This is a genomic window from Ruegeria sp. CDSA077 (genome assembly GCF_059612265.1).
Genome location: NZ_JBXWQG010000011.1, coordinates 21,993 through 45,271 on the forward strand (window position 1 = coordinate 21,993; position 23,279 = coordinate 45,271).

A 23,279-nucleotide genomic window follows, 5' to 3' on the forward strand; every position below is an offset into this window, starting at 1 on the left:
CTAACTGTGAAACAGACATTCCTCTTTCGCATACAAAGTGCATCAGGTGAGGCATAAGGGCAAGGCGGGAGTATGGCAGCTACGTCTCGCAAATTGAGAGTTCGACCAGCCCCACATTTCACAGGTGCATCTCATGTCGGCATTGCGGGTTGCGACCGCAGCATCTTGACCCTTGGGCCAACGGCAGGAAAGGGCCGTCTTCGCTTGGAAAAGCAGCTGCGAGGCGGCATGAACAATGCGCCCTTGTTGGATCCTCGACTGTCTCCGCATTTCTTCCTAAGCCGAGTCCTGTAGCGTAACGGTCTTTACGACCTCATCCACAAACCAGCGAATGGTCGGATTGAATTGTCCCCGTTCATGCCAGAGCAGGTAGTAAGGAAATTCCGCCCCTGACCTGAAGGGAACCGACACGATGCTGGAGAATGAGGAGAGTTGCGTACCCAAGCGCGACGGAACGGCTGCAACGGCATCATTGTTTGCGACGTGGAAAGGCATGGAGGTGAAGAAAGGTACAGACAACATTGCCGGGTCACCATTGTTGGTCGCGCGCATGACGGTATCCGCACGCAATCGCTCAACCGTCGGGTAGCTGAATTCGATTTGTCGGTACGGTGCGATATCCGGTGGTTCCAGATAACCCTTCTGCGCCGCATGCTCATACAACGGATGACCCTCACGCATGAGAAGGACGTAGCTGTCTGTAAAGAGTTTTTTGACAATCAGATCACCCTTCACTTTGAGTCCAGCGTAAAAGACAAAATCAATTTCGCCGTCCTGAATTGCCGAAAAACTGTTTGGTACCAATGGTGACACATCCACTCTAACATGTGGCGCGACCCTCGCCAGCCGATCGACAAGTGGCCCAATGATGCAGGCTGCAGCATAGTCGGTACCAGCGATGCGAAATCGCCGATTTGAATGGGCGGAGTCGAACTTGGGCGGCAGAAAAACCGCTTCGGTCGCGTGGATCGCCTCAAGCACCGGTTCCTGAAGCGACAGGGCGTGATCCGTCAGCTGATACCCTGCCTGAGTTCGGATTAATAATGGATCGCCAGTCAGATCCCGAATGCGGGCAAGAATGCGACTTGCTGCGGGTTGACTGATCTCAAGCAGTTCAGCAGTTCGGGTCACGCTGCCAGTCTGCAACAGGATCCGCAGAAATCGCAAAACGCGAAAATCCATCGACGCCAATTCATCATTCGGTTTTTGCATGACCAGCATGCTAGTTGCGTCATTTTGATTATGTCAAGCTAAGCGCATTTAGATCCCATCGAAACTGTACACGATGAGGAACCCCCATGAGACTTGTCCAATTGGCTTTCACAGCCGGGAGCGTAGTTTTTACAGCCGCCATGGCGCATGCCGATGTATCGACCGAAACGCACGACCTGAACCAAGACGGAGTCGTGACGTTTGAAGAAATGCTTGAGTATCACCCTGCGGGAATTGAGCGGACCCAAGTATTTATTGATCGTCACAGAGTTATTTTCGATGGTGCAGACACGAACGGTGACGGCGTCGTAGACGCGAGCGAAAACCAGAATGGCGGCGCTGGAAAAACGAAGATCAAGGGCGCCAAGAAGTCTTAAAGTACCAAGTCTTCAGCGCCGAGGTTGATTCAACAAACGATAAATTCCAACCTCACAATGCACGTAAAGCCTTGAGATTGAGGGAGAAGTATATATGCACATAACCCGCAGAACTCTTGCCGGGCAGATGGCACTCTGGGGTGCCGCGGCAGCGATACCAGCAACCATACCTAAGCACGCCGCAGCACAACCCAGGGCTTCTGGCATGTACGACGTACGCGATGTGTCATTCCCCAGTGGCCCAGAAACGCTTGCAGGCAAAATCTTCCTGCCTGCAGGAGAGGGTTCGCATCCTGCAGTGGCGATCATGGGCCCCGTGGCGTTTGTAAAAGAGCAATCACCAGTACAATACGCCACAAGGCTGGCACAACAGGGCCTTGCGGTTTTGATCTTTGATCCGCGCAATCACGGTGCCAGTTCAGGTGAGCCGCGCCGGTTTGAATCCGGTGAGGCCAAGATCGAAGATCTTCGCGCTGCTGTCGATTTCCTTACTGAACAGGATGGGATTGACCAAAGCCAACTCCATCTCCTTGGAATTTGTCAGGGCGTGAATTGGGCGATTGAAGCTGCGGCTCAGGACGAGCGGATCGCATCGCTTGGAATTGTTGCCGGTCACTACCTGACCCCCGATACGGCAATCATGTATCTCGGCGATGCTGCGTCAGTCGAGGCACGCATGAACCGGTCAGCAGCGGCGTCCGCGAAGTTTTCCGAAACCGGTACGGTGGACTATATTCCAATAGTCGGTTCCCCCGAAGCCCTGTTGACAGCCACGGCGGTCGCAGAGTGGTATCTGCCATGGGACAACGAAGCGCCGTGGTTTCTCCATCGCGGTGGTTGGGAAAACCGGATTACGGCAATGAGCGAAGCGGGAATTTGGGGCTGGCAGATCAGCGACGCGGCATCGCGCCTCACATTGCCGGTTCTCATGGTCCACGGTGACAAAGCCGCCAGCGGCCCGGATATTCCGAAGCGAATCTATCAACAGATCCCTTCGGCTCATAAAGCACTTCACTGGATCGATGGTGCCAATCAGCTTCAATTCTATGAGGACCCGCTGACCATCGACCGTGTCGTTGCGGCTCTTGGCCCGTATTTCCGGGGTGAGCAGATCAGCCTTTAACGCTGCTCCGATACGCGGTGATCACGAGCCATCCACAAATTCCGGTTCGTGATCATCCGTTGTGGAGCAATGTAGCATGGCCTCGACGGCAGGCCGTTTCAAAGAGAGTTTTGACAATGACAAAATGCTTGAGCGCCTTGTTAACTTTGACGATTATTCAACCTGTTTCCGCGGAAGAGGTACTGGTCAGTGGCCTGCCACCCTTCACCGAAGCAATCCTGCCTTTGGGGGCAGACGTTTATGCGATTTCTATTGGCCCTGGCGGACCTGGTGAGGAATTTGGGTCCCAAGCCACCAATGGTGGATTGTACAAACTCGGACTGAGTGGCGCACATGAAAGCATCACTCTTTCCGACGGCGAAGGCCTCCGCAACCCGACCGGGTTGGTTGAACTTGGCGAACAAATTGTCCTTGTGGATGGCAATCAAGTCATCTCGCTTTCCCATGAAGGCGAGGTCAACTGGCGGAAGAGTTACAACGAAGAAGGTGTTTTCTTCTACGATGTTGAGGTGCTGAACGATGCCACTTTGCTTGTCAGCGATTTTGGGCGTGGGGGTTTTGTTACTGTGTCGGCAAACACCGGAGAAATTCGACCGACTCTGAAAGATGTTCAGATCAATGGTCTTGCCAGATTCGAGATTACTGACGGCCAGATCTATGCGGTGTCATGGGGTGCTGATGACGCTTGGGATAGCGCTGTTTATCGTATCTCAGAATTGGATGAGGCCGGTCTGTCAGAAAATCTGGCGGGTGGATTTGGAAATCTTGAATCCATTGAGGTTGTAGATGGAACAGTGGTTGTCGGCGGTTACCGCGGGCATCAGGATCACCAGGCGTTCAAGCTGATGCAGTTGGATACGGAAGGCGGTGTACATTCGCTCGACGCAGGATCAGATACCCGCGGCGTTTCTGATATTTACTCCGATGGTCATTCCGTTTGGTTGAACTTTTTCTATGATGGGGCTTACACCAAAATACCTGCAAAACACTTTTTGGCAGGTAGCTAAACGCGGTTTGAACGAGAAAAGGTGGCGACTCCCAATAGACTGTTCGCAGCCCCAAGCGGGCGTCATTCCTAATCGGTACAACATGAATGGTAACAATTGATTAAATGACAATGTATTTGCGGAGCTCCTCAAGATTGCGCAAAAAAAACCCAAAAGGAGTGATCAATTGACTGACGTACTTGTTTCTGGTGCCGGGCCCAGCGGGTTGGTGCTAGCGATTGAACTGGCGCGCCGCGGCATTGATCTGCGCATAATCGACCGCGATACATCCGCACCAACTACGCCGCGCGCATTTGTAGTAAAGCCGTCAACGTTTTATGCAGCAGAGCAGTTGGGTGTCCTTGATCAGATATTCGAGCAAGGTGTTCCGGTTCAGTCTATGGAGCAATCCTTTGAAGGCAGAACTGCAGCGCTTGCTATATCATCTGATGAGCGCTGGCCATGGCACCTCAATCTCGGCGAAGATGATCTGATCCCTATTCTGATCGCGCGGCTGGAGAGCCTGGGCGTGCTTATCGAGCGCGGGTTGGAGCTTGTACGTTATGAACAGAGTGCGAAAGGAGTCATTTCTGTCTTGAAAAACCGAGCCGGTGGGGAAGAGAGGGTCGAAACCTCTTGGCTGATTGGTTGTGATGGTGTGCACAGTACAATACGGCAAGCTGCTGAGATTGGGTTTGAAGGCCACGATAGTGACCTTCACTGGCATGTGTTGGATGCGCAAATCGAAGGTTGGCCATACAAAGCAAACCACGGGATGTTGTATCTGGATCATCTTGTGGTCGCAATTTATCAGACAAGATCGGCGTTCAGAATATATTCTCTTTCGTTGAACCACTGTGACGACAGTTGGACTTCGTTGAATGATATTCTGCGCGATGTCGCACCAAGCGTGCGCCTCGGCCCACCGATTTCAGATGTCAGCTTTCAATGTTCGGCTCGATTAGCTTCTGATTACCGAGTTGGAAGGGTGCTAATCTGCGGGGATGCATGTCATGCCATGTCAGCAGGAAGTGCTGCGGGAATGAATACCGGAATACAGGACGCGATGAATTTGGGTTGGAAATTAGCCTCAGTTGTTTCTGGGCACGCCGATGATGCTCTTTTAGACACCTATGAAAGTGAACGCCGCCCCGCAGGGCGCGCTATGATTGATGTTGGTCAAAAAAACGACGACCTTTGGTCGACCAGCGATCCAGTTGAAAGAAGCAAGGCAATTCGACGGTTTTCAGTGAATTTTTGGGCCTATCTGAAAAACGGTGGAAATGGGTACGAACCAGTGATGGGGAACTATGCAGCCAGCAGCATTTCTGTTGGAGAGCAGCCGTCGATTGGGCCCGGCCCCGGAACTCATGTGCCGGGCGACATACGCCTATATAAAGCAAACGGCGCTGCAGTTTTTCTCACAGGTGCGTTGTCGTCACCGTACAACACAGTTCTTCTTCTGATCAGTGATGGTGGATTGGAGGCCGAGCAACTTGTGAAAGCAGCAATTGACCTTGTCAAAGTGAGCAAAAAGGCGCTTGATCTGGTCGTAGTCGCTCATAGCACCGAAGGGGCAGCCGCGCGCAGAGTACTTGATTTTGATGAGAATTCGCTACTGATCGATCCAGAGCTGAATTGTCACAATCGGTTGGGTATTGCTGTGCGCTCGGCTTTGTGGATCAGACCGGATGGTCGTATTGGCAGTCGAAACGATGATGTGGACGATATCACGCTGCTAAAAAATCCATTGGACGCTGCATTTCCTGGCTTGCTACAATCACCAGCTCTCTCATGAGGGCTTGAACAGGTTAACGTCCGCTTTCAGGAAGCCGCGCCGCAGCGTTTGGCTATGAGATGAAGGGCAGCTCTGGGCCGACCGTGTAGGCGGCCCAGAATGTTAGATTTCAATGGCTTCAGCAATGGCCAAGGCATCCTCAAGTTCAACGCCAAGATAACACTGACTGTACTGTCCATCTTTGTGTGCCCCAACAGAAGCTGAACGGCGCGAAAGTTGCCAGTCTTCTTGTAGATCTGAGTGACTTTCGTGCGCCATATCGAATGCGTGCCATATGCACTGGCTTCCAATCCGATCGACGTGACCCAGTCCCGAACAATCCGCGCATACTGACGTGTCGATATGTGAAGCCGCTCATGAAAACGGCCTGGCCAAAGATACTCTGATCCGACCATCAGTTCGTCTTCGATCCATTTCTCGACGGATGTGCGGGTGCCTTCCGATATCTCAAACCGAACTGACTTCTGCGTCTTGTTCTGTAGCACTGAGGCGCGTTCCTTGATCTGGCCTGACGCCATCACATCCACAACTTTCATCTTCACAAGGTCGCAGCCGCAAAGCTTGCTGTCGATTGCCATATTGAACAGAGCAAGATCACGATGGTTCTCTGCCAATTCAAGCCGCACCCAGATTGCTCAGACATGCTTAGGTTTCAGTGGCCGCTTCTGACCGACAATGCGGCCCTTGTTCCAGGCTAGCCGAAGTGCGCGAATGGCAGGTAAGTTTGGTATTTCCATGACTAATCCTCCGATCCGCCATGCCCTCCCAAAACGACGACCCGACGTTGACACAGGCGTCGTACCACAGGATGCCGCGCCGCCTCCGATGTCAGGAACCTAGTCCGACCTGCCCATTCGACAGAGCGCAGCGAAAGTCAGCTTTTTATGGCTTGGCCATAAATGCGGCTCTGATCGCCTCCTTCATGGCGTCCTGAGGCCCTTGCTCTTTCGGCTTGCTGGATGCCATCACCAGCTTGGAGGCAGGTGTGTTCCCGAAGCCCAATGCGTCGTTCACCACAGATAGACCTGCGTGAAACGACGAGCGACCAAGTAGACCTACTGCAATCCCAGCTTCAACCGCTGCAATCACGCCAGAGACGCTCTGGCTGGAATATACAACGCGATATGGCTCTCCGCGGGCCTGCAATGAATTGACTGCCGCGTCGCGCCACCAGCATGCATGATCGAACAAGGCAACCGGAAGGCTTTCATCGATCTGAAAATTGCGGCGCGCCGACGACACCCAACAAGTTGGGTCTTCATAAAGAACTTCCTCATGGCTGGACGGGTTTTCGACCTCATAGACCGCAAGGTCCAGCGAACCTTTGTCGAGGGCCTCGGGAAAACTGGTGCTCAGAGCGCATGTGATATCCAGTTCGACTTTCGGATGATGGCGGGTGAAGGTCGCAATGATCGCCGCGAGTTTCGTTCGTCCGTGATCGTCGGGTATGCCCAAACGTAGTTTCCCGCTTACAGTGTTCTGGGAAATCTCCCGTAGTGCCGCGTCGAGACGTGCCGTCACCTCCTGCGCGACTGGAAATAGCTTTCGTCCCGTGTCGCTCAGGACCACCCCACGACCATGCCTGTCGAAGACCGGCTGACCCAGGATCGCTTCGAGGCGCTTGATTTGAAGGCTCGTTGCAGACTGCGACCGGTGGATGCGGGCGGCACCGTCTGTGACACTGCCGGCATCGGCCACGGCGACGAAGGTTCGCAAAAGATCGCTATCCAGGTTTTCCATTTGTTTTTCCAATATCGGAAATTGAAACTATGCGTTTCACAGATGCCTCGCGCCGCACTATTTTTCAAGGTCAGAGGAGTATCCCATGTCCGATCAGACAGCTGCCAACCGACCATCCAACCGGAAACCCTTAGTGTGGGGCCTGTTTCTACTTCTGTTGGCAGGTGTAGGTTTTGCTTGGCCGGAACACGCCGCAAACGCAGCAAGGTTCGTCCTATGGGGTCTAATTGTCGTTGCCCCCATTGTCATTCCGGGCATCATACTAGCAGCTTGGATCATCGCCAGCGGCGCGGATACCCACATCGCTGGCGCGTTCGAGGGCAGGACGCTGAGAGCGGTTTTGGCTGCATCGCTCATCGGAGCCATCACGCCGGTCTGCGGTGTGACGGTGCTGCCCTTAATGGCCGGATTGCTGGCAGCGGGCGTGCCACTCGCTCCGATCATGGCATTCTGGCTGTCCTCCCCAATAACTGATCCGGCGATGCTCGCGACAACAGCCGCGACACTGGGTTTGAGCTTTGCGATCGGCAAAACACTCGCAGCTTTCGGATTAGGCGTATTCGGGGGCGTGATCACAGGGCTATTCGCCAAGACACCTTGGGCAATGAGCGCGCTTCGAGACAATGGTCTGGCGCGCCAACTGAGTGCCGCACGATGCGGCAGGGATCAACCCTTTGATCCATGGGTATGGCGGTCTGAGGCACGAAGGCATTCTTTCAGCAGACAGTTCTGGGCGACCACGCGGCTGATCCTGATCTGCCTGATCCCGGCATTTGCCGCCGAGTATGCCCTGAACACCGCACTGACGCCGGGCGCACTAGCAACATATGTTGGCGAAGACAAATGGTGGGCAATACCCGCCGCAGTCTTCGTCGGTGCCCCGGCCTATATCGACGGTTACGCTGCGCTCCCGCTGACACGCGGGTTGATCGACAACGGCATGTCCGAAGGCGCGGCGATGGCTTTCCTTGTCTCGGGCGGTGTTGTCAGCATCTGGGGTGCTATGGCCATCGCACCGGTGCTCAAATTGCAACCGTTCATGCTCTATCTGCTGCTTGCAGTTCTGGGGTCGCTTGGGGCGGGGTATGTCTTTGGGTGGATCGTCTGAGATTCAGCGTTAACGGGAAGCAGACGTTCAGCAACCGGCAGCTTCGTCCGGCGGGCTGTAAGTTCGACTCGCCCCCGATTTTGCGCTCACAGCGAAAGTCCGGTCTGGTGAAGCTGCATTGCGGCGTGGTCTGTCCTGATGAATGGCTGGTATGGGCCGTTCAAATCGATGGCGAGTGGTTCTTGAACCGAAATGCTGCGCTGCACCCAAGGTCTTGAAAGAGCCCACAGCGTGAATACGATTTTCATGCTGCGCGTGCTCGCAGCACCAATTTCACTCCATCGTCTTTGTGTCCCATGCTGGGTATCCAGCATTCGACTTGGAGCACCTGCCACAAAACGACTCAGCGGACCACGTGGACAGAACAATTGGCGTGGTGAACGACCCGGTTCGCAGTCGACCCAATAAAAATGTTCTCGATCCCCGGCTTGTGTGAGGCCAGCACTATGCAATCGATGTCATTTTCATTTGCGAAATCAACGATCGCTCGGCCAGCGCTCCCCGAGATAAGCCGCGGTTTCGCACCCGGTAGCTCTGCAGCGTTCCGATGTAAGCCCTCCTGAAGCTCTTTTCGCGTGTTTGCCAGAACTTCCTCGGGTATCTGGGATGCCACATATGCAGGGATCGGCTCCTGCACATGGAGCACTGTGAATTCCGCATCGGCATTCGCTAGCAAACGAGCAGCTTCAAAAGAGGCCTGTGTATCGTGATCTTTGTCCAGCGCGACTGGAATCAGAATGTTCTTATACATGTTAGTGACCTTCGATTGCTCCAGCTACGATCATTCCGGCCTCCGCGGTGATACGGCACTCTAAACCGGTTCGGATTTCGAAGACTTACCCGCTTTCTTTGCTGTGCTTGCAACATCATCTATTGTTTTTTCCACAGCTTCGGCTTCGGTTTCCGCTGCAAATGCTGCACATCGGGCAACTGTTTCGAACCATTCCTGAGCGTCAGCCACGAGGCGTTCGGCTGAATGCTTTTGCCACTCTGCTATCGATTGCAGTGCTTTCGCCGGATCAGTCGGGTCTGCAGCAGACGCCGAGCGCGCAGCTTCTAGCGCGGTTCGAACAGCCTCGTGACGCCTCTCAAACCAATGTTGAGCAAAGGCCTCTGCCTCTTTCAGTGATTTCTCCTGCGTGTCCCAGAATTGCTCAAGCTGAGCGCCTAAAAACGGATTGGCCGTAGTAGTCGGTTGCATCTGCTTGAAAACATCAACAAGTGGGTTGGAGTAACTTGATTTTGGCTTCTCTTCAGGCATCGGAGATTCCTCCTCATCTTCCCAATGCTGAATGTTACTAAATCCGGTAGAAAATAACCTTAATGTAGATCAACCGGCGTCAACAAACGTGGGCGGTGGTGCTCTACAATCTAATGGCAGCATTTGTACCAACCTACTCGATTTGTATGGACTCAAGATAATAAATCACATTTGCCAACGGCACACCTGCGAACATCGGCTGGCCGTCAGGCATAGTCAGCGCAACTTTTTGGTCCGAATCCAAAGCTGGTCCAAAAATGGGCATTTCTCCGCCATGCGCGAGCAATGGTGCGCGACCATCAATTTGACGCGCCACCGCCTCAATCGGAAAAACACCGTCGTTTTGGGCCGCAAGCCTGGTCAGATCAGGCGTCCTTATTGCCAGCATCTCCGCCATTGGACCATCTCCAGTGGCCTCGAAACCATGGCATTGCCAGCAATAGGTTCTGTAGAGATTGTGCCCGTTTTGAAGGTCAATATCCTGCGCCAGTGCAGCACTTGCAGCAAATATTGACAAAAGAAGTCCGCGATAAACTGGCATCTGTTCCTCCTCGAACGTCAGCATTTCGCGTTTAGACTACGCGGTATTGAGCGAACGCTTCATTGATCTCGCTCATATTCAGCCTTTGAGTACCAGCTGGGAAAAACTGCGACGAAAGTAAGTACACTGCAGTCGGTTCCGCTTGGCTGGTCGGTTCTTGGCGACCAATGACATAGATCAATTCAAAAAGGTACATTACATAGTAAAGCATGAATGTTTCAGCGGGATTGCCGTTCATCGCCTGCATCCAAATCAAACATGGTGATAAGCGGAATTGCAAAAGCGTGGAAATTCCACCGCAGGGGCTCGGAATGAATGGTGGCGAGCCCCTCGTTAGTGACTGGTGTACTTAACCGCGCTGTAGCTCGGTACACAGGCGTTTGTTCATTGAGGAGTGAAGCCAATGCATACGGCCGATCCACCGACACCTAAACTCCGACGCGCGCTTACTGCCCCGTTGCTTACGCTTTACGGGCTCGGTGTCACCGTCGGTGCGGGAATCTATGTGCTTGTCGGTGCTACCGCTGAGGTCGCTGGTCCTTACGCCGCTGTTTCGTTTCTCATTGCAGCGCTCGTCGTTTCGCTGACGGCTTTGTCGTACGCCGAACTCGCGACACGTTATCCCGTAAGCGCGGGAGAAGCGGCATACGTCGAAGCGGGGTTTCAAAGAAACTGGATTGCTGTGTTGGTGGGTCTCGCCGTCGCTGCTTCGGGAGTGATATCGGCTTCGGCCGTTGCGATTGGAGCGGCCTCCTATCTTCACACCCTGACCAACCTTGGCACCACGTTGCTTACGATCGGCATCGTGTCGTTTATGGGACTGATTGCACTCTGGGGCATTGGGCAATCAGTATTTGTGGCGGCAGTGATCACGATCATCGAGATTTCGGGGCTTCTGTTTGTGATTGGCTGGGGCATGTCCGTGCAGGATCCGCAAGGCTATGCGTTCAGCGAGACGATTCCAGGTTTTGAGATCAACGCTTGGCGGGGCATTTTCGCGGCGTCGCTTCTGGCTTTCTTTGCCTTTGTTGGATTCGAGGACATGGCAAACGTCGCCGAAGAAGTAAAAGACCCAGTTCGCACAATTCCTAAGGCAATTCTGCTGACGCTCGTTCTGGCGACGGGTCTGTATCTGGCGACCTCAATTACGGTCCTGCTTGTTGTTCCTATCGATACCTTGTCGACTTCGACTGCCCCGCTTGCTTTGGTTTTTTCAAATGCACCCGAAGTAATCAAACAGGGGTTTGCCGCAGTCGCAGTCGTTGCAACAGTCAATGGCGTCCTGATCCAGATGATAATGGCGTCGCGGGTAATCTACGGCCTTGCCGATCGGGGTCATCTGCCGAAAATACTGGCGAGTGTCCCGCAGGTAACCCAGACACCAGTCGTCGCAACCCTGCTGGTTGTGGCGCTAATCCTTCTACTGACCCAAACGCTGCCGATCGGCACCCTAGCAGAACGCACATCTCAGATCGTCTTGGGTGTGTTTGTTCTAGTCAATTTCTCGCTGATCTTTTTGAAGTTGAAACCGGATTCAACCCGACAACATTTCCACGTACCTCTTGTCGTGCCAATCCTTGGTGTGCTGACCAGCACCCTGCTTTTCGGCGCCGGGTTTCTTTGAGAGGAAATCCGACGGCGTTAGGTCGCCAGAACGGGATCCGAATGACGTATGAACACTGATCGACCTACACTTGGAAGGCGGCTCTCTGACTGGTGGCACCGGACATTCGTTGATCTGGTCGCGCAATTACAATGGTCCTACATGCCACCGTTGATGGTGTACTTCGCGGCCGGAGTTTCGGGACTGACATCCGTCGTTGGCGCGTTTTTCCTCAAGGACTATCTGAATCTATCTGCTGCTTTCGTGGCGGGGTTGGCATTTTGGGCCGGGCTGCCCTGGATTTTGAAAATGCCGCTTGGGCATCTGGTGGATCTGTTCTGGCGTTGGAAATCGCTGCTGATATTGGTTGGCGCGTCTCTTATCACGGCCTCGTTGCTTATCATGTATGGACTTGTGACCGCGCCTGCCCAGATGGCCGGGGCCATGCTGCCTGAGCATTGGTATGTCGTTGCCTTGATCCTGGCACCTTCTGGTTATGCCATTCAGGACGTCGTGGCAGATGCCATGACGGTCGAAGCGGTACCACAAACCAACCAAGACGGGTACGCGTTTACGCATGAAGAAGTTCGTGCCCGCCACACTACCATGCAGACCCTGGGCAGGATTGCGATCATATCCGGGTTTGCGGGAGTCGCAGCGGTTAACATCTGGATTTTTTCGGGCGCGGAGGATCTGGATAAAAGCGATCGTTTGGTTCTTTATGGTCAGGTCTATCTCGTCGCTCTGGTTGTCCCCTTTCTGTCGATCAGCGGAGTGGTTCTTCATGCTCTGATACAGCGTCGCCTCGTTAGTCTTGGGCACCTTCCACACAAACCGGATCAAGCCACCGAAGTAAGGTGGCCAATACTGCTGGGAGGTCTCGCGTTTGTTGTACTCAGCGTTGTGTTGGGAACCGCAAATTTCGCCTTTGCGCAAGAAACTGTTTTTGCGGTTTCGCTCACCGTCATTCTCTATCTCATGTCACGGCTGCTAAGGGAACTGGAGTCGAAACAGGCCAAGGTTCTGATCGGGACGGCGACAATCATTTTCGTTTTTCGCGCGGTCCCGTTGCCTGGTCCGGGATTGACCTGGTTCGAAATCGACGAGCTTGGGTTCGACGAACAGTTTCTGGCAATTCTGGCGCTCCTGACCTCACTACTAGCACTGCTTGGCCTGATCATCCTCAGGCCGTTTATGGCCAGTCGTTCCATCGCGCAGGTGGTGGTACTGCTCACCATTGCCGCCGGAGTGCTGGCCCTGCCTAACCTTGCTTTATACTACGGAGTGCATGAATGGACGGCCGCGCACACAGGCGGGGTTGTGGATGCAAGGTTCATCGCCATACTCGACACAGCCGTAGAGTCACCGCTGGGTCAGATCGCGATGGTCCCTATGCTGGCCTGGATCGCACGTAACGCCCCGACACATCTCAAGGCGACCTTTTTTGCTGTCATGGCGTCTTTCACCAACATGGCATTGTCGGCAAGCAGCTTGGGCACAAAATACCTAAACCAGGTATTTGTCGTGACTCGTGTCGTGACCGAACCCAGAATGGGTACAGTTGCATCCATCGCTGACTATAGCCACTTGGGGAATTTGCTGATTACCGTGGGCCTGATCTCTGTCATAGTCCCACTGATTATGGTTTTTCTTGTGCAAAATTCACCATATCGGACAGGCGAATGAATACGCGGATCAGTCGCTTTCATTGAGAAGTTTCTTGAGGTGCGACACCGGAACGCCAATATTCGAACCACCAAACTCGGGTAAGATCGCGGCGTTGATCGCAACCACCTTACCGTTTCGGTTCAACGCAGGTCCCCCGCTTCCTCCAGTTGTGGTCTCTGCATCATAAACAATGGCGCCGGGACTGGTCTGGGCTACGATTCCCCGGCTGGCCAGGGGCCGGATTTTATTTTGTTCCGAAAGATGGGTCGCAATTGTCCAGAAACCCACGGCGCCTTTATTCTCTAGCGTTTTCAGAAAGCCCGGACCGGCCTGCGCGATAAGAGCCTTCAGGCCGGTTGGATATCCAAGCAGGAAAACTTCCTCTCCCGCTCGCGGTGGCTCATCTGCAAGTAACAGTCCAAGACCCCGAACGCGTGTGGCGTCGATAGAGAGAAGCGCCAGATCTGCGGTTTCGCTTGCTTTATGCAAGACAGCCTTAATTGGCACAGTTTGATCAGGCAAATAGACCAGCAAACTCAGCATCTCGGCCTCCAGCGCTGCGGCCTGAAGGGCTTGTGCACGGTCGCCAGTGGTCCAGGGCAAGGCGACATGACGGTTGGTCACCAACAGAGGCGGGTCCTGTAGAAGAAACCCGGTTCCAGTAAACTGAAACTCAGCAGGCTCGCCCATCGCATCTGGTTCGAGCCACGGTTGTCCAAATGGCGTTTGCAGATTCTCTCCATCGGGGCCAACCACATGCCTCAGCAATTTCCCGCTTTTGATCTGCCGCAATCCATAGGCGCCCTGGACGAACGCGACGGAACGCGTAGAGGCTGTGATAATCCGCGTTGATGCGCCTGCGCGTTCCTCCAGCGTGCCAAGACGCTGCTCAGTGGACAGCACCTGACTTTCGAAAGCATCTTTGAGTGCACCCAAATCCTCTGGCGTCAACGAGTCTTCCCGGGTCTGTGCCAGCATAACGGCAACCGCTTCGATCTTATGGGATTCTCGTTCCAGGCTGTCCGCCAGCTTCCTGTCGTTCTGAAACAGTAAATACCCAAATACGGCGATCAGAAGGATTGCGCCAATAACGGTGATCCTGAAGAGAATTGTGGTTTGTGATGCTAGCCGACGCCCACTGTCGCGCAGTGCACCGGAAATTTTTCTTGGAAAGGGTCGACGGCTTGTTCTCGCATATGCGTACGCGTCGCTTAGGATATCCTCGACCGTGCGATGTGCAGGGAATGAGTGGTCGCACACCCTGTAGCGGGACATCGGGCCTTTTTCGCCGAATTCGATCATGTCGCCGTGCCTGAGGTCAACCGAAGCGACCTTGTGACCATTGACCCAGATATTCCGATCAGACAACGCGTTTAACGTGTAACCGTCATCTGACCACTGAAGAGTCGCAATGTCTTCGTCATAAGCTGGCACATCTTCTTTCGGTCTCAGCCTCAAGGTACGGTCCGGACTGACCGAGGCCGACACCGCGTTGTCGGCAAGCCAGGCTACGGTCCCGCGGGACGGGCCGGTCAAGCTCTCCAGGAATGCACGGACATTACCTGTATCAACTCCTGTGTCGCCTTGGTCCGGTGTCCGCATGGCCCATCTCTGTTTAATAGCGCTATACCCACTCTATCATGGGCAACCTCGAAACTTCCACGTTTGGCAATAAAGCACACATTCAGAGTATGCCCGGGAGCGGTTCTCCGGCGGTTAATTGTTACCGTCGAGTTAATTGCAAATAGGTGATGCTATCAGGAGAGGTCCAATGACCGACCGGCCTTCTATATATGTTGACCCGATCATGGTGAACGTGCGTGATCTTCTTCTGGCCACGTAGTGTCAATTGATGGTCCTTGATTTGGATGTTTTGCTGGGTCTGTTTGCCTTCAAGCATCTGAACCTCCTCCTTTAGTGCTATACCGGCGAGGCAGTATTATGCCAAATTACGGGCGCGGCCATTGATCTTACGCAAGCGGGTGCTCTGTCAGCCGCCTAGTTTGGCTCAGGTGCAAAAACTTAATTAGGTCTCTTGCGCAACCGAGCGTCTAAAAAGCAGCAGACTTGTTGCCAGAAGGATCGCGCCCAAGCACGCCATCCATACGAACTCTGCCCAGACCGTCTCGATCCCGGCACCTTTGAAAATGATGGACTGACTGGCTGACATGTAGTGGCGGGATGGGAGGATAGATGTTCCGATCTGAAGCCAGCCGGGCTGCCCTTCGATTGGCGTCTCTCCTCCTGACAGCATCAACATTGGAAGCACCGTCAGCATAACCAAAAGTGCGAATTGAGCCATTGAGCGCGCAATCGTCGCAAGAAACACCCCAAGCGCCGTCGCCGTGAAGAGAAAGAGAGCTGTGCCAATTAAAAACAACACCTTCGATCCCGCGATGCTGATCCCCAGGAAGTCTTGCATAACAAAGGTCAGCGAGAGAGCGGTCGCTACCAGAACCACCGCCGCGTTTGCCCAGATCTTGGCGACCGCAATGTCAAATGGAGTAAGCGGCATCGCCAGCAGGTGTTCGATTGTTCCATGCTCGCGCTCACGGATCATGGCAGCACCGGTAAGGATTGTGGTCAGCCACATGATCTGGCCGATCAGCGCGACGATACCTGCGAAACGAACAGTGTCGCGATTTGGATTAAATGCGCTGCGCACAATGATATCGATGGGCGGCGGGTCTAACAATTCTGCTCCGATGGCAAAGCGCCGGATCTCGGCGCTCAAGATATTGATGATGTAGTTCGCTCCAATTCCGGCCTGCTCCATCGCTGTCGCATCGATCAAAACCTGAATTTCAGGCGCGCGCCCGGCTCGAACATCTTTCTCGAACCCTGGGGGTACTGCGACTACAAACAGGAAATGCCCTGCATCCATCTTTTCGGCCCCGGTACCCGGTGCGATCTGGATAACGGGTTGGAATTCAGGCGGAAAAAACGCTGAGGCAAGCGAGCGCGAAAGCGGCGAGCCATCCTCGTCGGCAAATGCAATGGATGCATTGTTGACCGAGTTTGAAACGCCCGTAGCCTCCATTACGGGCGCCAGCGTGAATGACCAGACAAGCAGCGCCATCATCACCCAGTCGCGCCGGAGGCTCATCATTTCTTTCAAACCAAGCCAGAATATGCGGGACAATCGTTGCATTCACTTCTCCTGCGCTCGGAGTAACAGTGCAGCGATCAAGGTTAGCGCAGGCCCGAAACAGGCTAGGGCCAGAAGGTCGGGGGCAAGTGCATCCCAGCTAAGACCTTTGGTGAACGCGCCGACGTTTAGATGCAGGAAATAGGAAGAAGGCCAAAGCGATCCAATTGTCTGGGCGCCGCCTTCCAACGTCGAGATCGGTTGTAGCAGCCCGGAGAATTGAATGGTCGGCACCACCGACGCGATAGCGGTGGCAAAAGTTGCGGCCACCTGGCTCGACGTTATGGTCGCAATAAGCAGTCCATAAGATGTGGTTGCCCAAACATATAGGAAAGCACCAATTGCAAGAGGCACCGGATTTCCTTTTAGGGGCACGCCAAAAATGAAGATCGTCATCGCTGCCAAAAGTAGGAAATTGACGAACGCTATCGCGATGTAGGGGATCTGTTTGCCAACCAGAAATTCGAGCCGCGTCGTTGGCGTTGCGTAGAAATTGGTGATCGTGCCCAACTCTTTCTCCCGCGCGACACTAACAGCCATCAAAACGGCTGGCAGCATTATCAACAGGATCGCAGGCATAGCAGGGGCCATTGCAGCGATACTTTCAAAGCTTTGATTGTATCGGAAGCGCGGTTCGATGCGGGCGATTTCGACCGACTGCTCACCACTTTGGCGGGCCAGTACTTCCAGAAACGTACTGTGAAGCCCGGCCACATAGCCCTCTATTGTCTCACCCTTGAACGGTATCGCACCGTCCACAATTGCCAAGACTTCAGTTGGCTCGCCGGCGCGCAGCTTGCGACCAAAATCGGGTGGAAGTTCGACAACCAGCGAGATGTCTCCTTTGGCCAACCGCTCGCGGCCGTCTTCAAAACTGGCCAGTGGCGCCGTGGGGTTGAAATAGCGCGAACCAGAAATCTCGGCGATATAGGTACGACTCTCAGGCGATTGAGACAGGTCGAGTACCGCGAAATCCAGGTCTTCTATGTCCAGAGTGATCCCATAGCAAAAGACCAACATCAGGATCACCGAGCCAAGGAAAGCAAAAGCCAAACGGACGCGATCGCGCAGAACCTCGGTTGTTTCGCGCCGTGCATAGGCCAGTATGCGCCCGATACTTCCGGCAGCGCCCGGGTTGACAGCATCAACCGAAACATTGGGTGCTGCTACCGGCGCGGGCGGCTCGACGGCCTCCAGGACAGCGATGAACGCACCTTCCAGACTGTCCGACTGCGCCGTTGCGATCAACTCATCTGGTGTACCTTCAGCTAATACCCGGCCTGCATGCATGAAAGAAACGCGATCACAGCGCTCCGCTTCGGTCATGAAATGTGTCGAGACGAAAATCGTTACATCATCGTCTCGCGACAGCTCGATTAACAGCGCCCAAAACGAGTCGCGCGCCTCGGGGTCCACGCCCGAGGTTGGCTCATCCAGGATCAACACCCGAGGCTGGTGGATCACGGCGACGGCAAGGGAAAGACGCTGCTTGATACCCAGCGGAAGCGCCGACGCCAGCGTGCCCATATGTGCCTTCAGGCCGAAACGTTCGGCCAATTCATCAATGCGTTCTACACGATCCTTGATCGCAAAGATGCGAGCGTGCAACTGGAGGTTTTGTTGAACGGTCAGCTCGCCATAAAGCGAGAATGCCTGGCTCATATACCCGATCTCGCGGCGCATCCTAAGATCGCGCGCATCCACCGGTCTGCCGAACAGCAGCGCCTCTCCCTCACTTGCTGGCAGAAGACCTGTCAGCATTTTCATGGTGGTTGACTTGCCGCAGCCGTTTGATCCGAGGAAGCCAAAGATTTCGCCTCGGTGGATCGAGAATTCGACGTTGTCGACGGCAGTAAAATCGCCAAAGCGCCGGGTCAACCCACGCGCCGTGATCACCGGGTCTGCACCTTGATGATGCATGGGTACCTTGTTCGGCACAAACCGGAGTTCTCCTCGCGCCTGTAGCTGCCTGTAAGATGTTTCAAGATCCCGGGCTTTACCCTTCAGCTTGGCAGGGGGGCCGTGAAATATCACCCGACCGGCATCCATCGCTACGATAAAATCGAATTGTTCGGCTTCCTCCATATAGGCTGTTGAAACCAGTATGGAGAGACCGGGCGTTTCTTCTCGGACCGCGTCTATCAGCGCCCAGAATTGGCGCCGCGACAGGGGATCAATTCCGGTCGTCGGTTCGTCCAGTACCAGAAACTTAGGGTCGTGGATCAGCGCACAACACAGTCCAAGTTTCTGCTTCATTCCGCCCGAAAGTTTGCCCATAAGCCGGTCCGAAAAGGGCGCAAGTCCGGTCGCTGACAGCAAGGCCGCGATCCTGATTTCACGTTCCTGTTGCCCCTGTCCGAAAAGACGTGAAAAGAACTCGAGATTCTCACGCACAGACAGTTCCGCGTATAAGTTGCGGCCCAATCCCTGCGGCATAAATGCGATCGCCGGGCACACGCGGTGACGGTGCGCGTGGTCACCTATCGATCCCCCGAGAACATCAATTTCCCCGGTCTGAAGTTGCTTTGCGCCGGTAATCAATCCCAGCAGCGTTGACTTGCCAACCCCGTCCGGCCCGATCAATCCGATAAGCTGGCCAGTTGGCAGAACCAGCGAAAGGTTATCCAACGCAACATGCTGTCGGTACGTGTGTGTGACACCGTTGATGCAGAAACCCGATGAGCCCCCCTCGGCGCTCATTCGAACAGCTCGGGTGGAATTCGTCTATCCAGATCGTCTGGCCACGCGCCATCGGAAGTAAGTCGGATCACTGCAATGCCGCGAAGGCCGGTCTTCACATGCTCTATCCGCGCCGTAACCAAATCCCTGGGAATGCGAACCCGAACGCGAAAAACCAGCTGCTCCCGTTCGCTCAAAGTTTCTACCTGCTTGGGAGTGAATTGAGCTTCGGGAGAGACGAAGGTTACGGTTGCTGGGATGGCAAATTCCGGCAACGCATCAAGCACGATGCGCGCCTCGGCACCGATGGGCAATAGTCCCGCTTCGCGTGCAGGCAGGAAGACCTCCATATAGACGTTTTCCAAACTGAGTAACGTCAAGATCGGTTCGCCCGCTCCAACGACCTCGCCGGGCTCGGCCAGTCGATACAGAATACGCCCCGGCATGGGAGCGATGAGAGAACCATCCTCTATTTGTGCCGCAATCCGGCGCACCTCGGCCTCTGCGGCGGCAATCTGGCTATCCGCCGTTGCAACCCGGGCCTTGGCCGCGCCCAGCACGGCATCCGCAACCTGAAACGCGGTTTCACGATCCTCAAAGACAGTCATCGAGATATTCTGACCGGCCAGCAACGCCTTGGCCCGGTCAAGCTCCTGCGAAGCGCGACGCTGCTGGCTTTCTCGCTGGATGACCACGGCTTCAGCTTCGGCCTTGGTTTGGCGCGCCAGCGCAACCTCGGCACTGGCACGGTCAAGGGCTGCAGATAATTCATCTGTATCCATTTCAACCAGCAGTTCACCCGAAGCAACCAGGCTGCCCTCAGCTGCCATGACCCGAGCAACGCGCCCGGCAAAGGTTGGAGCGATTTCTACTTGTTCAGCCTCGATCCGCCCATTGCCCTGTACAAACCCAGCCGGCAATTCATCACTGTCTTCTGCGACGACAAAGTAAACAGCTGCACCTGCAAGTAGGAGCGTTATGGCGATCAGAATTGCGCGTACGTTCTTTCTCATGGCCCCGCGCACATTAGTTAATTTTCTATTCTAATTTAGCTCGCTCTCGACGTGATGCCTTGAGTTGGATCAAACAGGTTCTATCTGATGATTGTCCAAGTGCTTTTCGGGTACGAAATTGCGGCACAGGTCTGGTTGTTGGCCCACATCCATGGCCCAATGAGGCTTTCGGGGTGTGACTCTCTATGACGGCTGCGCCGAATTGGTCGCAATGATGCGCAAGGGCAAGCATCCCATAGTCGAAATAAATGCCCAGTTGTCCATCTGTCGTGTCAAAGCTCTTACGAGTCACGCTTCCAACGTGCAGATAAAACCAACACTGCGTCAGCGTTGCTGGCTGTCGTTCCTACTTCGGCAACATGAAGAACTCTTCAAGTACAATTTTCCCATCTGCTACCGAATAAACTGCGATCTCGCTCAAGGTCATGTGTTGCCCTGTAGCCTTCTGCGTTACGTTAACCTTATATCGAACACCGAAGCGGTTTGGGGGATGAACATAGGGGCCATCCACGTCGAATTCGACGATTTCATGAGCTGCCAGCCAATCCTCTCTTTTTCCTTTGATAGCATCCCGGCCCTTGGTGATGCGAAACTGTCGAACCGGAGGCACAACCGCCTCAATAGATTGAGCGTTTTCTGCATACATTTCACCAACGTTTGCAAGACCTCTGCGATCACGCATTGCCTGAACGAATGTTCGTCCAATCTCGACTAATTCTTCCATAATAGCCCCCCAAATTTCAGCCTCAACTGTATCACATCTTACCTTTGCCAATCTTGACAGGGATCAACAAAATTAGATATTCGCGAAGGATTCAGATCAGGATCGAGAGGACGACTTGCACAGTGGAAATGAGCGGCCCAATTCCCGGCGCCGTCTTCAGCCAGTGCGCTATTAGACAACGCCTTCAGAACCAACTGTTTCCGATCATTTCTCTCCGGCGGGTGCTGAAATCGAAGAAGCGGATCTTACCGGTTTGTTCCGCCAAGATAAGCAAACCAATAGGCCAAGGCAACTCCTCCCGCCCCGCCGACAATGTTACCCAGAGTAACCCATAGCAGATTGGCCGCCGCTGCGAAAACCGGCACAGTTGCTCCCGCAGCCCAGCCCTGCGGGAAGAAATACATGTTCGCAATCGAATGCTCGAGCCCCAGCAGCACAAATGCAGAGACGGGCCACAAGACCGCTAGAATTTTTCCAGCGACGCTGCGGGCGGCGAAGGACAGCCATACGGCAAGGCAGACCAGCCCGTTGCACAATGCGCCGCGGGCGAAAGCCTCCATCGGTTCCAACCCCGCTTTGGCATCGGCTACCCTTATGGCAGTGCTACCCATCGGCCCCTCGAGCAAGCCGGTCAGGGCGAAGGCCAATGCAAGCCCAACGGCACCCACGAAGTTACCAACGTAGACGATGCCCCAGCTTCGGAACAGCAGCCGCAGCGGTATCTTGCGATCGACCGCTGCTATCACCATCAGGACATTGCCGGTGAACAGTTCCGCACCACCTGCGATCACCAGGATAAGGCCCAGGGAAAACACTGCTCCTCCCAGAACGCGGGTCGGCCCTGAAGCGCTGTCTGCCCCCGTGACCGCCATCGTATAGGCCGCTGCGCCAAACCCTATGAATGCTCCAGCCAGCATCGCAAGAACGAACATGGGTGCTAGTGGCAGCTTTGCCTTTGCGACCCCGGCAGTCTCAACTAACGATGCAATTTCAGCGGGTTTATGAGCATCGAACAGGGCCGGGGGGTTCATGTGGCGCTCCAGAGTTGGCACGAGTTTACGTAGCAGGTAGTTTAAGCCTGTCTTCTGACCTTGAACTAACGCGCAAATAAAACCGGAAGCCTACCTGTTCCCTCTGAGTTCGGATAGTTCCACCTAACACAGTTTGGCGCGCGGTCATGGCCATAGGTACCCATGAGGTCTACTTCAGCTTCCGCTTTCGCGAGATCTCAACGCAGAACTTTTCGATCCTCATCGTTTAGCGCCGATTGGGGCCAAGTTTGAAATTCAGGCAACGGTTAAAACAGCACAAGTGGCATTCCGACTGATGCCTAGAGAGGTGCTCCCTTGAATTAGGCTACTAATGCTTCCCAATCCACGGCGGCCCGTCACAATCAGGTCAGCTTTGCATTGCTCGGCACATGCGATGATCTGGTCGACGGGATCACCGCGTTGGGTATACGTTTGCGAAACCGTCTGATTGTACTCTTCGGCGATCTCTCTACCAGAGGAAATAATCTTGTTTGCTGCCTGCTGCACCTCTTCGTCTGAAGGCATTGTCGTGACGGCGTGATAGCCAGCCAATGCGCCCATTGCGAACGCCACGGTTTGGGGTTGAGGTGTATGAACAAGGTGAATTTGGGAGCCATATTTGCTTGAAATATCACAGGCAACGCGCAGAGCTGCTTCTGACGCCTCAGATCCATCCAAGCCAACTACGATCTTTTTGAACATGTTGCACTCCCTCCTTAGTGAGGGGTTAGTATGGGCGAGCTTGCAGTAGTTAACTTTGACTCAAATCAACACATTTCACTGCAGGTTCGAGCGTAGTCGTCCGTCTATTTCCAGAAGATATACGGTAACTGAACCAATTTTGAAAAATGTTAGGAGTTGCAAACGGGTCATCTCAAAGGGGTAACAGCGCATAATTATTGCGAAAAACCTCGCGCAGACGCTACATTTTTTCAAAGGGTATCAAGTTAAGCCCAATGATAAAGATCAAGGGAAATGGCGAGAAGAATTGCTATTAGGGGCGTGCGTTTCAGTTCATTTGGCAAGGTTGGTAGATTGCCCACGACACGAGATTCAATCTTATTTCTGAGGAAAACAACGATGCCTTCCTCTCCGCCTTGGGTTCGCCCAGTTACGATAGCCGCAATACTCTTTGGTCTCCTTACCATTTTCTCGGGAGGAACAGCCCTGTTTGGGGGTGCTGCTGCCAGAGCTGCAGTCGGAGATGCAGTTCCATTCGTGCTTTGGTTCAATTTTCTGGCTGGATTTATCTATTTGTTAGGCGCTT

General features: G+C 54.1%; 21 protein-coding genes and 1 pseudogene. 7 read left to right on the top strand and 15 right to left on the bottom strand.

The genetic code is table 11. The annotated features are described in order from the left end of the window. Positions 1-276: 276 nt before the first annotated feature. Positions 277-1,212, bottom strand: a complete 936-nt coding sequence (locus AC2FLE_RS17260) for a LysR family transcriptional regulator (protein WP_496698563.1) — start codon at positions 1,210-1,212, stop codon at positions 277-279. An 86-nt stretch (positions 1,213-1,298) separates the two neighbouring features. Here AC2FLE_RS17260 and AC2FLE_RS17265 point away from each other — a divergent pair, with 86 nt between their 5' ends. The 4 genes from AC2FLE_RS17265 to AC2FLE_RS17280 all read left to right on the top strand — a co-directional run bounded on the left by AC2FLE_RS17265 (position 1,299) and on the right by AC2FLE_RS17280 (position 5,496). Further along, positions 1,299-1,589: an EF-hand domain-containing protein gene (locus AC2FLE_RS17265; RefSeq protein WP_496698565.1), complete on the top strand. Its 291-nt coding sequence runs from the start codon at positions 1,299-1,301 to the stop codon at positions 1,587-1,589. Between the two features lie 205 nt (positions 1,590-1,794). Further along, entirely contained in the window at positions 1,795-2,712 is a 918-nt protein-coding gene (locus AC2FLE_RS17270) for an alpha/beta hydrolase (protein ID WP_496698566.1), read from the top strand. Positions 2,713-2,828: 116 nt separating this feature from the next. Then, positions 2,829-3,719, top strand: a complete 891-nt coding sequence (locus AC2FLE_RS17275; RefSeq protein ID WP_496698568.1) for a hypothetical protein — start codon at positions 2,829-2,831, stop codon at positions 3,717-3,719. Between the two features lie 166 nt (positions 3,720-3,885). Further along, the gene (locus tag AC2FLE_RS17280; protein ID WP_496698570.1) at positions 3,886-5,496 is read left to right on the top strand and encodes an FAD-dependent monooxygenase; all 1,611 of its coding nucleotides are present in this window, start codon (positions 3,886-3,888) and stop codon (positions 5,494-5,496) included. A 102-nt stretch (positions 5,497-5,598) separates the two neighbouring features. Here AC2FLE_RS17280 and AC2FLE_RS17285 read toward each other — a convergent pair. Together AC2FLE_RS17285 and AC2FLE_RS17290 are read right to left on the bottom strand one after the other, a co-directional pair. Continuing rightward, positions 5,599-6,074: pseudogene (locus tag AC2FLE_RS17285) on the bottom strand (tyrosine-type recombinase/integrase). 304 nt (positions 6,075-6,378) lie between these two features. Beyond that, complete coding sequence (locus AC2FLE_RS17290; protein WP_496698572.1) at positions 6,379-7,236, bottom strand: LysR substrate-binding domain-containing protein; 858 nt, start codon at positions 7,234-7,236, stop codon at positions 6,379-6,381. 85 nt (positions 7,237-7,321) lie between these two features. Between AC2FLE_RS17290 and AC2FLE_RS17295 the strand changes: the two genes are divergently transcribed. Continuing rightward, positions 7,322-8,344, top strand: coding sequence for a permease (locus AC2FLE_RS17295; RefSeq protein ID WP_496698573.1), 1,023 nt, complete (start codon positions 7,322-7,324; stop codon positions 8,342-8,344). An 86-nt stretch (positions 8,345-8,430) separates the two neighbouring features. Here the strand turns inward: AC2FLE_RS17295 and AC2FLE_RS17300 are convergent, their stop codons facing one another. From AC2FLE_RS17300 to AC2FLE_RS17320, 5 genes are all read right to left on the bottom strand, one after another. Further along, positions 8,431-8,658 (bottom strand): hypothetical protein, encoded by a 228-nt coding sequence (locus tag AC2FLE_RS17300; RefSeq protein ID WP_496698574.1) that lies wholly within the window; start codon positions 8,656-8,658, stop codon positions 8,431-8,433. A 29-nt stretch (positions 8,659-8,687) separates the two neighbouring features. Next, positions 8,688-9,095, bottom strand: a complete 408-nt coding sequence (locus AC2FLE_RS17305) for a universal stress protein (protein WP_085824819.1) — start codon at positions 9,093-9,095, stop codon at positions 8,688-8,690. A gap of 60 nt (positions 9,096-9,155) precedes the next feature. After that, a complete protein-coding gene (locus AC2FLE_RS17310) occupies positions 9,156-9,605 on the bottom strand; it encodes a phasin family protein (protein WP_271952496.1) in 450 nt (149 codons plus the stop codon). A gap of 133 nt (positions 9,606-9,738) precedes the next feature. Continuing rightward, positions 9,739-10,146 carry a c-type cytochrome gene (locus AC2FLE_RS17315; RefSeq protein WP_496698578.1) on the bottom strand — a complete coding sequence of 136 codons (408 nt, stop codon included), beginning with the start codon at positions 10,144-10,146 and terminating at the stop codon, positions 9,739-9,741. A gap of 31 nt (positions 10,147-10,177) precedes the next feature. Continuing rightward, complete coding sequence (locus AC2FLE_RS17320) at positions 10,178-10,384, bottom strand: hypothetical protein (RefSeq protein WP_282021709.1); 207 nt, start codon at positions 10,382-10,384, stop codon at positions 10,178-10,180. A 165-nt stretch (positions 10,385-10,549) separates the two neighbouring features. On the opposite strand from AC2FLE_RS17320, the gene AC2FLE_RS17325 reads away from it, so the two are divergent. Next, positions 10,550-11,770 carry an APC family permease gene (locus AC2FLE_RS17325; RefSeq protein WP_496698579.1) on the top strand — a complete coding sequence of 407 codons (1,221 nt, stop codon included), beginning with the start codon at positions 10,550-10,552 and terminating at the stop codon, positions 11,768-11,770. A gap of 48 nt (positions 11,771-11,818) precedes the next feature. Further along, positions 11,819-13,435: an MFS transporter gene (locus tag AC2FLE_RS17330; RefSeq protein ID WP_496698581.1), complete on the top strand. Its 1,617-nt coding sequence runs from the start codon at positions 11,819-11,821 to the stop codon at positions 13,433-13,435. Between the two features lie 9 nt (positions 13,436-13,444). Here the strand turns inward: AC2FLE_RS17330 and AC2FLE_RS17335 are convergent, their stop codons facing one another. From AC2FLE_RS17335 to AC2FLE_RS17365, 7 genes are all read right to left on the bottom strand, one after another. After that, entirely contained in the window at positions 13,445-15,019 is a 1,575-nt protein-coding gene (locus AC2FLE_RS17335) for a trypsin-like peptidase domain-containing protein (protein ID WP_496698582.1), read from the bottom strand. Positions 15,020-15,443: 424 nt separating this feature from the next. After that, positions 15,444-16,568 (bottom strand): ABC transporter permease, encoded by a 1,125-nt coding sequence (locus AC2FLE_RS17340; RefSeq protein ID WP_496698584.1) that lies wholly within the window; start codon positions 16,566-16,568, stop codon positions 15,444-15,446. Continuing rightward, positions 16,569-19,265 (bottom strand): ribosome-associated ATPase/putative transporter RbbA, encoded by a 2,697-nt coding sequence (gene rbbA / locus AC2FLE_RS17345; RefSeq protein ID WP_496698585.1) that lies wholly within the window; start codon positions 19,263-19,265, stop codon positions 16,569-16,571. Further along, a complete protein-coding gene (locus tag AC2FLE_RS17350) occupies positions 19,262-20,257 on the bottom strand; it encodes an HlyD family secretion protein (protein WP_496698587.1) in 996 nt (331 codons plus the stop codon). The genes rbbA and AC2FLE_RS17350 overlap by 4 nt, the downstream gene beginning before the upstream one ends. Positions 20,258-20,603: 346 nt before the next feature. After that, positions 20,604-20,981, bottom strand: a complete 378-nt coding sequence (locus tag AC2FLE_RS17355) for a nuclear transport factor 2 family protein (protein WP_142636034.1) — start codon at positions 20,979-20,981, stop codon at positions 20,604-20,606. Positions 20,982-21,226: 245 nt separating this feature from the next. Beyond that, positions 21,227-22,012 (bottom strand): formate/nitrite transporter family protein, encoded by a 786-nt coding sequence (locus tag AC2FLE_RS17360; protein WP_496698589.1) that lies wholly within the window; start codon positions 22,010-22,012, stop codon positions 21,227-21,229. 255 nt (positions 22,013-22,267) lie between these two features. Continuing rightward, the gene (locus AC2FLE_RS17365; RefSeq protein ID WP_496691984.1) at positions 22,268-22,714 is read right to left on the bottom strand and encodes a universal stress protein; all 447 of its coding nucleotides are present in this window, start codon (positions 22,712-22,714) and stop codon (positions 22,268-22,270) included. Positions 22,715-23,279: the final 565 nt, after the last annotated feature.